Below are 12,261 nucleotides of genomic sequence, written 5' to 3' on the forward strand. Positions count from 1 at the left end.
CGGTGCCGGTCACTGGAACAGTGCTCGTTTCGCTGTCTGAAGCGTGTAACCGACGCGGGGACGATCCTTTACTGACCTCGCTGGAACGCCGAATGCGATCGTCCAAGGCGCTATGTCCTTTGAAACGACAGCGCCTGCGCCGATAACGGCGCCTTCGCCAATAGTCACGCCAGGAAGTATTGTCACCCGACTTCCAATGAACGCATGACTCCCGATCGTGACTGCTCCGCCAATTTGGGCGAAATCATCCGAAAAAACGTCGTGTTCCGCTGTCCAAATCCGAACCTCAGACGCAATGTTCACACTGTTTCCAATGTTCACTCCATTGCGACAATCCAAGAACGCGTGATCTCCAATGATGGAATTCTCACCAATGATCAGTCCGTTCAGACCAAAAAAGCGGGCCCCCCAGTAAATGATTGAGGACTTGGGCAGTTCGACGCCGAGCCCGTGGCGATAAAATGCATTGCGAATCGCATGGCTAGGGCACTTGCCCAGCAGTGTTGCCAGCCACAGCAGGCCCCAGTACTTGAAATGACTAAGTTTTTCTCTCATCACGCTGGCTTTCAGGAGGGATAACGGGGGATGAACCTTGAAGACACGACTAGGATGTGGTGGTCGGCGCCCGCACCAACATGGAAGAGAGCAATTCACGGGCTTCCTCGCCCCGGCCAGCCCAACTGTGTTGCTTGGCTAGTAGAGCACGTTCCTGCAGCGAGTTGCCATCGCCCGGGCCAATGCCGCTCACTACGGCGAGCACGAAGCCCTGGTTCGAGGCTGCAACACTTACATGTCCTTCGATTGCCTCGACGCTTGGAATGGGGGTGGATACTACTCGTAGCCCGGCAGCTAGGTACTCGTAGACTTTCAAAGGACTGACTCCGCGGGTGTATGCATTGAGTTCGTATGGGATTAATCCAACACTGTTGCTAGCCATAAGCTGGGCCAACGACTCAAGCGGCAACATGCCGTGATATTTTGCGCCCAAGGATACTAGTTCTTCAAGGTACTCTTGGGAGTCCCCGCCGCCCTGAGAGACAGGACCGGCCAGATCTAAATTTACGCCCGCTTCCAATAGCTCGCGAAGAAGCAGAAAGTTAACTTTCTTTGTTGTGAAGTTTCCGGCAAACACTGCGGACGGGGCTCGCTGAGCCGTGGAAGTGACCGAACTTTCAATTATTGTCTCTGCATCTGCCACGTTGGGCCAGAAGACGGGATCTCGAAAACCTTGATTCCTCAGGTGTTCCAAAACGACCTCGCTGCTGGCTGCGGCAAGTACACCCGCCTCAGCCAGACGTCGTTCGTTATGGTCCACTAGGTTGCGGTCGATTCCCGGAAACTCGCCAAGCAAATCGACGCAGTGGTAAATGGCAACATCAGCAAACTCTTCAAGTCCATAGGTGACGGGGGAATACGTCCAAAAAACTCTGGCCGAGTCGCTTTGTGCCCATTCCTTGATCCCACCCCTCAAAAGTAATTTCCTGTTGACTCCTTGAAACGGACGACTGTGCATCGGAATAACGACGGGTGAGACGACTCGGGTCGACGGGGGTAGCGGGCGACGTTGCGTAGCTGGAGTCGACTGATTGGATGACACACGTTTCAGTATCCGCCGGAAATCGTTCATCCTCAGCTCGGGTCGTCGCAGGCCCAATGATTCAACGAACGTCGCGTCGTACGCTTTGGCCAATTCGCGAGTCATATAGTGTTGATTCGTTGCGATTGGTTGATTCCAATCGGCAGTTCCCAGGATCAAAATCTCAGGCCTAGTCACGGTGCGCTTCTCTCGCCAACGTTCATAGATGCATGTCCTGCTTTCCACTTTAGGATGTTTGTTATGAACGCGGATTCAGACAATAAATCGGCATTTCGGACTGCATGCGACATGTCTTTCCCCAGCGCCGTCGCGACGGCTTCCTGCAGATCAGATGGAGAACCGTTGGGCAGAACTTCCCCTCCGCCCAGGAGGTGGACGCTTTCGACGGCGCCACCAATTGGATTGACGAGCACCGGCGTACCCAGCGCCATTGCTTCAACGGGCATGATTCCGAAGTCTTCAATTGGTGGGAATACGAACAGCATTGCACGTTGATACAACGCGTAAAGCAACTCGTCCGACGGGCTGTGAACAAAAAAAACCGGGATCGGAGATTCAGAGGCTCTTTCCCGCAGGAAGGACTCTTCAGGTCCACTCCCAGCTAGGACCACGGGAGTCTGGCAAGCATTGCCAACCTCGATGACTCGCTCCAGCTTTTTGTACGCAACGAACCGGGATGCTCCGAGAATAAATTCCCTGGGGAGCCCTTCGAGAATTGCTGCATCTTTTTCCGATAACACAGTTGACCAGTCCGTTACGGAGCGCAGCTTCTCTATTCGTACTGGCGGATGAATAACTTCGGACGTTTGCTCCCACGCGTCCTCAATGCGACGACGAACGAAGTGGCTGTTGGCGGCGAACCGCGGTCCCTCGCTGGCAGCTCTCTTGTCCAGAATTCTAAACATAGGCGCCATTGCCCGGGCGAGGGGATGGAGCCCTCTTGCGTCTAGGTCGGCAGCCCAGATGTATCGTGCGGGGGTATGAACGTAGACATGGATAGGAATTACGGCCCTCAACTTACGCAGTCCGACGTGGTGCGCGAACGCATGCGAACTTACTACGACTGAATCGTAAGAGCTGAGGTCAACAGCTCGCCAGGTTGCAGCCATGAAAGGAAGCGCTGCTGCCTTTGCTCGCCGAAGCGGAGATCTGGATAACCAAGACTCCCGGATGGTTCGTCCCGGAAATCGGTCAGATGCATCACTCCAGAGACAGAAAATTTCATCGTCAGGCAGTGCCTTGGCCATTATTTCGAGTACGTTTTCTGAACCACCATGACGGGAGATCCATTCATGAACGATCAAGCCGGACATGCGGTCACCGACTCCCCGAAGTGCGTGGCGGGCATCGAATGCCGACCAAGTGCACGCGGACTAGCCGCCACTCGATTTCCCGAATTAGTCATGTTTCTTCCATCCCCCAGTCTTGCCGTATCGCAATCTATTTGTAGCAGCCGGCGAAGTCTCTCGATCCCGGCATTCTGCTGATTCTGCTGGAACTCAAACGAAATCGGCATGGTCCGGCTAGCCGCATCGTGACTGAGTCGTCTTGTGGTGCGAAGTAGTCCCAGACGCTTAGTTGCTGCGAGAAGACAGTCAACTAGAGATCGAGGCGTTGCCGTGGAAAGACGTTGGGCTTTCGCGGTTCCGGGTGTCTGGAGTAGCTCTCGACTCCGCTCCTTCTGGGGTGAGCATCATCAGATGAGCTCACTAGTTCAGCTAGATCGATATCCCTGCTAGCGCGGGTTCTAGAAGTCGGTTGCTCGTTGTAGCTGTAATAGGTGTAAGAATACGCGTCGGCGCCTTTCATGGGCAAAAGGTTGAGTACGACGCCCAGTACTTTCGCGCCAACTAAATTGAGTGCACTGAGGGATTTTTCGAGGTCTTGTTGTTTAATTCTCTGGGAGCCTACGATGACGACCACGCCCCCTACATGTTGCGCCAAAACGGCCGCATCGGTAACCGGGAGAAGGGGCGGGGCATCAATAATCACCGTGTCGAACACGTCCTCGAGACGCGTAATGAGTCGCTTCATTTCTTGGGATCCCAAAAGTTCACTGGGATTTGGTGGTATTTGTCCAGATGTCAGGACATAGAGAGTATCCTCACCCCAGGGCTGCAACAGGTGGTCGACGTCAGCCGCTCCCAGAAGGGCGGTAGTGAGGCCTACTGACCGGTCAAGCCCGAGATATTCGCCAACCATCGGGCGCCTCAAGTCAGCGTCTACGAGGCAAACAGTCTGGCCAGCTTGAGCCAGAGCGATTGCCAAGTTTGTTGCAGTCGTGCTCTTACCTTCACCTGGAAGGGAGGACGTTATCAGTACTGATTTGGCTTCCCCCGTGACGTTGGCGAACTGGAGGTTCGTGCGGAGCTGACGGAATGATTCCGCTCGCGGACTTTGCTGATGTGCCTGAGTCAGAAGTGGCTTCTTTGCCGAGTCAGGGTCGAAGGCAATTCCTCCAAGCACGGGCGAATCTGTGGCACGCCGCACGTCGGCTTCACCCCGAATGCGATTATCGAGCGCCGTTCGGAGCAAGGCGGCTCCGATCCCGAATGCTAGCCCCAACACGAGGCCGAGGATAAGATTGAGATTAGGATTTGGGGCTGATGGCGAAGTGGGAGCCTGAGCTGGTGTGATGATCGAAAGACTGACAGGCGACGTTCCGCCAGTCTTTGGCTTTTCAAGACTGTCTACTGCCTTAATTAGGCTGTTGGCGACAGCCTGCGCCGTTGCCGCAGCTTGAACTGGCGATGCGTCAGCAACCGAAATATTTATGAGAACTGTATTCAAATCGGTGGTAGCCGACACGCGCTTAGAAAGCTGTTCTGAGGTCGTGCCGAGCCCCAGGGCGTCAATAGCCGGCTGAAGGACCACTGGTGTCGAAACCGTCTTGACGTATGACTGAACTCTGGCTTGGCTGAAGTTATTGCCCTGCTGCAGCTCGGTAACCGATCCTGAACTCTGGATAGCGACAAAAAGCTGAGTCTCGGCAGTGTATGTGGGCTTGACGAGTATCGATGCTGCCCCGCCTCCGAGAATTCCGACCATGGTTACGGCTAGCACAAGGGCCCAATTGCGGCGTAAGACTCGCAGATAGTCGTGTAAATCCAAAGCCACGGTCCCCCTGTGTTGATCGCTGGGGGCAGCCTATTGGCAAGCCACCAGCACGGTAATAGTCGTGCGGTCGAACCGATTCTACCCATCATTGGTTTCAACGACGTTCCACGAGTGAGAAGTTGACACTCGTCGTGGGCGGGGCGTCATGGCTTGTGAGCCGGGGTGGAAGTCGTAGACCTCGGCACCTCCGTCATCATGCCAGCCATGTTTCCAGGTCCCGCATCGGACTAGTCCGAAGTTACGTTCGTGAGAGCGTGCGAAATCCCGCCCGTGGCGGGGATTTCGCTGTTTTCGGGGGCTGTGGTTCCGTCTACTTGATGTGAATGGGCTGGCCGATGAGGTCGAAAGCTTGGCGTTGGATGGGGGTGGGTATCGCGAGGGTTGGGATGGTTGGAAGGTCCTGGGCGGTGCCGTAGCGGATGTCGTTGCGGGTCAGGGTGGCGAGGTGGTCCAGCAGGGACCGGAAGCTGTAGGCGGGTTCCCCGTCGGTGGTGGTGCCGATGGAGGCTTGGCCGCGGCCGCCGTGGAGCGTTTCGCGGCGGCGACGGGGTCGGCCGGGGCCGGCCGGTGTTCGTCGGTGAAGGTCAGCGGGGCCCAGGCGCGGCGGAGGTGCCAGACGAGGTAGGCGGCGAGCATGCAGATGAACACGTGGGCGCGGACCCGGGTGTCGGTCCAGTGGCGGATCGGGCGCAGGTCCAGGTCGATGGCTTTGATGGAGCGGAAGTCCCGTTCGACGCCGGCGAGGGACTTGTAGGTCGCCACGACCCGTGCCGCGTCCATCGCGGCGGCGGCCACGGAAGTGCGGATGATGTAGATCCCGTCCAGGGCGGCCTCGGCCGCGATCTGCTGCCCGTTGCGGGCGTAGCCGAAGGAGGTGTCCTCGATGGTGAGGGTGTGGTGCTTTTCCATGTTGTATTTGCCGATGATTTTTCCCGGCCCTGACCCCGATCTTCCCGGCACCGCGGATCCGGCCGGCGTCCGCGGCGGCGGCGATCTTGGCCAGTCCGGTCCCGGTCGCGGCGAGCAGATCGCCGCGTTTGCGGGTCCGTTCGGCGGCCAGGGCCTTGATTGCCGGGGCGCGCAGCGCCGTGACCGCGCTTATCGCGTATCCACATCCTCAAAGACGAGGAACGTCTGGGTGTCCAGCACCCCGGGCATGGACTGCAGCTGGTCGAAGATCACCCGGCGAAGGTCGATGTTGTCCACGGCGCGCACCAGCAGGATCACGTCGAAGTCCCCGCCCACCAGCGCGATGTGGTGCACCTCGGGGATGGCGCGCAGCAGTTCCCGCAGTTCGCGCCAGGAATGCTGGCGCACTTTCAGCGTGACGTAGGCCGAGGACTTGAGCCCGGCCTTGATGGGGTCAACAAGGGCAGTGAACTTGGTCAGGACGCCCTCACCGGTCAGCCGGGCAATCCTTGTATAGGCGTGGGCGCGCGAAATATGGACGTTCTCCGCCACCTGCGTCACAGACATCCGGCCGTCCCGGGTCAGCTCCGCAATGATGTTCCGGTCCACAGCGTCCAGCGGCACCGCCACCTGTTCCGCCTCGATCTCTGCCATTCGTCTACAACCCCCGCCGGTAATCCAGCTCACACTTGCAATTTGTCTTCCAGATTAGGTGAATATTCTGGACTTCTCCACGATTTTGTGCAGAGGTGGATACGAAACATCGTCCGGCACCATACTGGGAAAGATTAGTGGCTACAGAAGGACGGACCAATGACGATCTCCGCAGACCACACTGCGCAGCAAGACGCCGCCAGCGAGGCCGTGCGTAAGTTCGGCATCAGCGTTGAGGACTACATGCTGCCCGCCCGGCACCAGATCCAGATGGTCGGCCCGGACGGCACCCTGAACCCCCACACCGAGCAGGGCACCCAGCCCGGCCACGAGTACAGCCTCCCCGGCGAGGCGGAACTGCTCGCCGCGTACGAGCAGCTCGTCGTCGGACGCCGCGTCAATGACCAGAACTCCGCCCTGGTCCGGCAGGGCCGGATGGCCGTCTATCCCTCCAGCCACGGCCAGGAGGCCTGCCAGGTCGCCGCGGCGCTGTGCCTTGCCGAGGGCGACTGGATGTTCCCCACCTACCGTGACTCCGTCGCCGTCATGGCCCGCGGCGTCGATCCCGTCCAGACCATGACGCTGTTCCGGGGCGACTGGCACTCCGGCTACAACCCGGCCGAGCACAAGGTCGGCATCCAGTGCACGCCGCTGACCACCCAGCTGCTCCACGGCGTCGGCGTGGCCCACGCCGCCAAGCTGCGCGGTGAGGACACCGTGGTCCTGGCCATGTGCGGCGACGGCGCCACGAGCGAGGGCGACTTCCACGAGGCCCTGAACTTCGCCGCCGTGTTCCACCTCCCGGTGGTCTTCTTCGTCCAGAACAACCAGTACGCCATCTCCGTCCCGCTGGCGCACCAGTCCGTCGCGCCGTCCCTGGCCCACAAGGCCGTCGGCTACGGCATGGCCGGCGAACGCGTGGACGGCAATGACGTCGTCGCCCTCCTCGCCGTGCTGGGCCGGGCCGTCAAGCTCGCCCGCGAAGGCTCCGGCCCGCTGCTCGTGGAGGCCCACACCTACCGCATGCAGGCCCACACCAACGCCGACGACGCCACCCGCTACCGCCAGGACAGCGAGGTCGCCCAGTGGGTCGCCAAGGATCCGCTGAGCCGGATGAAGACCTACCTGACGGACCGCGGACTGCTCGACGACGCCGCCGCCGCCCGGATCGCGGAAAAGGCGGAAGCCGTCGCCACGCAACTGCGCGAAGGCTTGGGCGAGGACGTCCCGGTAGACCCGCAGGACCTCTTCAAGTACGTCTTCTCCGCCCCCACCCCGCAGCTAAAGGAACAGTCCGCCATGCTCGCCGACGAACTCGCCCGCGACGCCGCATCGTCCAAGACAGGGGAGGCCGCGAAATGAGCCCCACCGTCTCCACCTCCTCCGAGGCGAACGGCAACGTCAGCGCCGCGACCGCGCAGGCAGCGGCAACGGCGGCCGCGAAGGCCGCGGCCGCGGCAGAAATGGCCGGGCCGCAGACCATCACCCTGGCCAAGGCCCTGAACACCGCCATGGCCGACGCCATGCGCGCGGACCCATCGGTCCTGGTGTTCGGCGAGGACGTCGGTCTGCTCGGCGGCGTCTTTCGCATCACGGACGGACTCACCAAGACGTTCGGGCAGAGCCGCTGCTTCGACACCCCGCTGGCAGAGTCCGGCATCGTGGGCATGGCCGTCGGCATGGCGATGAACGGCATGCGCCCGGTTATCGAGATGCAGTTTGACGCCTTCGCCTACCCGGCGTTCGAGCAGATCGTCAGCCACGTGGCCAAGATGCACAACCGCACCAAGGGTGCCGTGAAGCTGCCCATGGTCATCCGTGTCCCCTACGCCGGCGGCATCGGGGGAGTGGAGCACCACTGCGACTCCTCCGAGGCCTACTACGCCCACACGGCCGGCCTGAAGGTCTTCACCCCGGCCACCGTCGCGGACGGCTACCGCATGCTCCGCGAGGCCATCGACTCCGACGACCCCGTGATGTTCATGGAGCCCAAGAAGCTCTACTGGTCCAAGGACCAGGTGGACCTGGACGCGCTGCGCGCCGAGCACGCCGCGAACACCGAACGCGGGACCTCCTCGGAGGGCCGGGCCGCCGTCGCCCGCCCCGGCACGGACGCCACCCTGATCGCCTACGGACCCTCTGTCCCGACGGCGCTCGCCGCCGCGGCCGCGGCCGCCGAGGAAGGCCGCTCGCTGGAAGTGATCGACGTCCGCTCGATCGTGCCGTTCGACGATGAGACGGTCTGCGCCTCCGTCCGCAAGACCGGCCGCGCCGTGGTCATCGCCGAAGCCCACGGCTTCGCCTCCGTGTCCTCCGAGATCGTGGCCCGGGTCCAGGAACGCTGCTTCCAGTACCTGGCAGCGCCGATCCGCCGCGTCACGGGCTTCGACGTGCCGTACCCGGCGCCGAAGCTCGAGCACTACTACCTGCCCGGCGTGGACCGAATCCTCGACGCCGTTGACGACCTCCAGTGGGAAGACTGACCATGAGCGAACCGAAAGTATTCCTCCTGCCGGACCTCGGCGAAGGCCTCACTGAGGCCGAACTCGTGCACTGGCTCGTGGCCGTGGGCGACGAGATCCGCGTGGACCAGCCGATCGCCGAAGTCGAGACGGCCAAGTCCATGGTGGAGGTGCCCTCCCCGTACGCCGGCACCGTCGCCGTGCTGCACGGCGAACCCGGCCAGACGCTCGACGTCGGCAAGCCCCTGATTTCGGTGACGCCGATCGGTGCCGCCGCTCCCGCCCCCGGTGGCGCCGCCCGTGGGGCCGGCACAGATGATGCCGCCCCCGCCCCTTCGCCGGACGGCATTGCTGCAAGCAGCATGCCGTCCGGCTCCGGAAGCGGCCCCGGACTACCCAATGCTCGCAAGCTCGCATCGGGACCCTCGTCCGGTTCCTTAGATGCCACTCCCGGGGCGGCATCATCTGCGCCGGCTGAGATCGCGGGTTCCTCGCCGGCCGCTGTTGCCGCTGAGGTGTACCGCGAGGAGGAGAAGGCCGGGTCCGGGAATGTCCTGATTGGGTATGGGACTCCGGGCGGGCATGGGGTTGCCCGGCGGACCCGGGCTCCCAAGCGGGTCGCGGTGGCTGAGTCTGTCAGTCAGGTGTCGGAGGCCGAGAAGGCTGCCGATGACCTGGTGCTGCTGCGGACCCGGGTGCCGGGGAAGCTGGGTGCGGTTATTTCTCCGCTGGTCCGCCGGATGGCGCGCGATCATGGGGTCGATTTGGGGGAACTCCAGGGGTCGGGGGCCAGCGGGCTCATCATGCGGCGCGACGTCGAGGCCGTGATCAAGCCCCCGGTGGTTGGGCGCCCGGTGGTTAAGCCTGTCGAAACCCCGGCGGTCTCGACCACCGACGCCCGTACCGGGCTGGGCATCACCGGGCGCACCGCCGTCCGCGGCGTGCGGAAGGCCGTGGCTGCCAACATGACGCGCAGCCGGTCCGAGATCCCCGAAGCCACGGTTTGGGTGGACGTGGACGCCACCGCGCTGGTGGAGATGCGTGCGGCGCTGAAGAAGTCGGACCCGCACAACACTCCGGGGCTGCTGGCCTTCATCGCCCGGTTTGTCACCGCCGGGCTGAAGAAGTTCCCGGAGCTCAACACCCGGATCGTCACCACCGAGGATACGGCCGGTGGGGCCATGCAGGAGATTGTGGCCTTCGACGGCGTCAACCTCGGCTTCGCGGCGCAGACGGACCGCGGGCTCATGGTTCCCTCGGTACGCAACGCGGACAAGCTCAGCGCCCGCGAACTGGATGCCGAGATCCGCAGGCTCACCGCCGTCGTCCGCGAGGGTAAGGCGACCCCGGCGGAACTGGGCAGCGGCACCTTCACCCTGAACAACTACGGCGTGTTCGGGGTGGACGGCTCGGCCGCGATCATCAACCACCCCGAGGTGGGCATCCTCGGCGTCGGGCGGATCATCGACAAGGCCTGGGTGGTCAACGGGGAACTCGCCGTCCGCAAGGTCACCGAGCTGACGCTCACCTTCGACCACCGCGTCTGCGACGGCGGAACGGCCGGCGGGTTCCTGCGCTACGTGGCCGACGCGATCGAGAACCCGGGATCGGCGCTCGCGGACATGTGAACTGCGCCGGCAGCCTCCGGCGGGTACGTGGGGGGACCGCACGGTCAGCCCTGTGCGGTCCCCGCGCGCTTCTACTTAGTGGCGGAAAACCGGCGAGTCAGCCATGACACCGGCAGGAGCAGCAGCCACAGGAACGGCGTAAAGGCGTTGAAGGCAAAGGCCGCAGGAATCGAGAGCAGGAAGACCAGCGCCCCGGCCACCCGGGCGTTGAATACCTGCTGGTGAGCGTGGGCGGCCATTTCCCGGTCCATCAGGCCGGCGCGCTTGGCATAGCCCCAGATGGCCGCCATCGTCAGGTAGACCGCGGCGATGTTGGTGGCGTACAGAACACTCGGCCAGGGTATGGGGTCGTCCCCGTAGTCGCTGAGCACGGACGTGGGGCCGGGCAGCATGGCGATGAAGAATAAGAGGGCCAGATTCAGCCGGGCCAGGTTCACATTGAAACGGTGGATCCGCAGGAAATCGGAGTGGTGGGACATCCATGTCCTGGCGACGATCACAAATGACAGCGCATACGCGAGCAGCTGCGGGAGGGCCGCGATCAAGGCGTCGTCCACCTGATCCGCGGGAATGCCCTCAGGCAGCTTCAAGTCCAGTGCCAGGAGGGTCAGGGCGATGGCAAATACGGCATCGCTGAAAAACACCATCCGCTCCAGTGAGGTGCCGGAATTCAACAGGAACCACCTCCAATCTTTCGGCGGAGCAACTGGCGGAGCAATGGAAGTTGCCCACAGGCTACACCGTCGCGTGGCCCACGGCGATGGCTCCGGGCGGACCCGGGGCGGGCATGCCCTCCGGGAATTGTCAGCCAGGCATGGGTAGAATCAAGGCCTGAACATCGCAACGCCTACGCCGGAATACGGAGATTTAATGTCACGATGGCTCGAGGTCGGTCCGGACAACTACGTACTGACAACCAAAGGTTCCCTGCTCAACACGGGCCTGGTGGTCGGCTCCGAGCGCGCCATGGTGATCGACACCGGCGGCGGGCCCCGGCAGGGACGCGAGATCCTGGACGCCGTGCGTGAGAAGACCCAGTTGCCGCTCGTCGTCGTCAACACGCACGCCCACTACGACCACTTCTTCGGCAACGCCGTCTTCGCCGACGACGGCGTCACGGAGTTCTGGGCGCACCAGAACTGCGCCGTGGAGATCGAGGAAAACGGTGACGAGCAGCGCAACCTCGTGGAAGCGCTTGAGCCCGAGATGGCCGCGGGTGAAGGCAGGAACGTCGAACTGGTGGTTCCGAACGCGATCGTGAAGGACCAGCCTGTCCTCGTGGACCTCGGCGGCCAGACCGCCACACTGTTCTACCTGGGCCGCGGGCACACCGACGGCGATCTGCTGGTGGGCACTGCCACCACGCTGTACGCCGGCGATCTGGTGGAGCAGGGCTCCCACCCGTCGTTCGAGGACTCCTACCCCGAAGAATGGGCCGACGCCCTCCGCCACCTTTCCGCGCTACGGCACCGGTACGAATTCCTGATTCCAGGGCACGGCGAGCCCTGTGGTGACCAGTTCGTCAAGACCATGGCCAACACCATGACGACGGCGGTGCGGCAGGCGATCCAGGCCACGCGGGAAACTCCGAGCGACGCCACCAAGGCTGTTCCGATCCTGCCGTACGGCCCGGAACAGTCCCGCTGGTTCATCAAGCGGCTGCAGGAGACGCGGGCCCACCACTGAGGTCCGATCTGTGAGTTGGACAACACCGGGGGACTCAGTATCCTCTGAACGGGCCCTACCATCGGACCGAAATTCACCTGCATTTGGCTCGTCCGCGGAATGGGGATTCAGGGACGCGCTGCAACGATGATGCAACTCTCAGAAGGTCTCATCTGTGGCTCTGTTCGACTTTGCCCTTGGTCTGTGCGCGCTCTTTGCAACCCTGGCG

Annotated in this window: 10 protein-coding genes and 1 pseudogene; 4 read left to right on the forward strand and 7 right to left on the reverse strand. The window is 62.3% G+C overall.

Annotated elements, in window-relative coordinates; genetic code table 11:
- Positions 1-9: 9 nt before the first annotated feature.
- The 6 genes and pseudogenes from ACQCSY_RS13440 to ACQCSY_RS13465 form a co-directional block, all read right to left on the reverse strand.
- Positions 10-555, reverse strand: coding sequence for an acyltransferase (locus ACQCSY_RS13440; RefSeq protein ID WP_427129492.1), 546 nt, complete (start codon positions 553-555; stop codon positions 10-12).
- 49 nt (positions 556-604) lie between these two features.
- Positions 605-1,702 carry a glycosyltransferase gene (locus ACQCSY_RS13445; protein ID WP_427129494.1) on the reverse strand — a complete coding sequence of 366 codons (1,098 nt, stop codon included), beginning with the start codon at positions 1,700-1,702 and terminating at the stop codon, positions 605-607.
- A 68-nt stretch (positions 1,703-1,770) separates the two neighbouring features.
- Complete coding sequence (locus ACQCSY_RS13450) at positions 1,771-2,910, reverse strand: glycosyltransferase (protein ID WP_427129496.1); 1,140 nt, start codon at positions 2,908-2,910, stop codon at positions 1,771-1,773.
- Positions 2,911-3,196: 286 nt separating this feature from the next.
- Positions 3,197-4,708, reverse strand: a complete 1,512-nt coding sequence (locus ACQCSY_RS13455; protein ID WP_427135823.1) for a polysaccharide biosynthesis tyrosine autokinase — start codon at positions 4,706-4,708, stop codon at positions 3,197-3,199.
- Positions 4,709-5,024: 316 nt separating this feature from the next.
- A pseudogene (locus ACQCSY_RS13460) lies at positions 5,025-5,777 on the reverse strand (IS1634 family transposase); the annotation flags it as partial.
- 35 nt (positions 5,778-5,812) lie between these two features.
- Entirely contained in the window at positions 5,813-6,277 is a 465-nt protein-coding gene (locus ACQCSY_RS13465) for an Lrp/AsnC family transcriptional regulator (RefSeq protein WP_427129497.1), read from the reverse strand.
- A 159-nt stretch (positions 6,278-6,436) separates the two neighbouring features.
- Here ACQCSY_RS13465 and pdhA point away from each other — a divergent pair, with 159 nt between their 5' ends.
- From pdhA to ACQCSY_RS13480, 3 genes are read left to right on the forward strand one after another with little or no spacing between them, the layout of a single operon-like run.
- A complete protein-coding gene (gene pdhA / locus ACQCSY_RS13470) occupies positions 6,437-7,639 on the forward strand; it encodes a pyruvate dehydrogenase (acetyl-transferring) E1 component subunit alpha (protein WP_427129499.1) in 1,203 nt (400 codons plus the stop codon).
- Positions 7,636-8,760 (forward strand): alpha-ketoacid dehydrogenase subunit beta, encoded by a 1,125-nt coding sequence (locus tag ACQCSY_RS13475; RefSeq protein ID WP_427129501.1) that lies wholly within the window; start codon positions 7,636-7,638, stop codon positions 8,758-8,760. The genes pdhA and ACQCSY_RS13475 overlap by 4 nt, the downstream gene beginning before the upstream one ends.
- Before the next feature lie 2 nt (positions 8,761-8,762).
- On the forward strand, positions 8,763-10,367 hold the full coding sequence (locus ACQCSY_RS13480; protein ID WP_427129503.1) for a dihydrolipoamide acetyltransferase family protein: 1,605 nt from the start codon (positions 8,763-8,765) through the stop codon (positions 10,365-10,367).
- Positions 10,368-10,438: 71 nt separating this feature from the next.
- Here the strand turns inward: ACQCSY_RS13480 and ACQCSY_RS13485 are convergent, their stop codons facing one another.
- Positions 10,439-11,041 (reverse strand): TMEM175 family protein, encoded by a 603-nt coding sequence (locus ACQCSY_RS13485; RefSeq protein WP_427129505.1) that lies wholly within the window; start codon positions 11,039-11,041, stop codon positions 10,439-10,441.
- Between the two features lie 196 nt (positions 11,042-11,237).
- On the opposite strand from ACQCSY_RS13485, the gene ACQCSY_RS13490 reads away from it, so the two are divergent.
- The gene (locus ACQCSY_RS13490; protein ID WP_427129507.1) at positions 11,238-12,053 is read left to right on the forward strand and encodes an MBL fold metallo-hydrolase; all 816 of its coding nucleotides are present in this window, start codon (positions 11,238-11,240) and stop codon (positions 12,051-12,053) included.
- Positions 12,054-12,261: the final 208 nt, after the last annotated feature.

The sequence above is a fragment of the Pseudarthrobacter sp. S9 genome (assembly GCF_050156545.1).
Classification (GTDB): Bacteria; Actinomycetota; Actinomycetes; order Actinomycetales; family Micrococcaceae; genus Arthrobacter.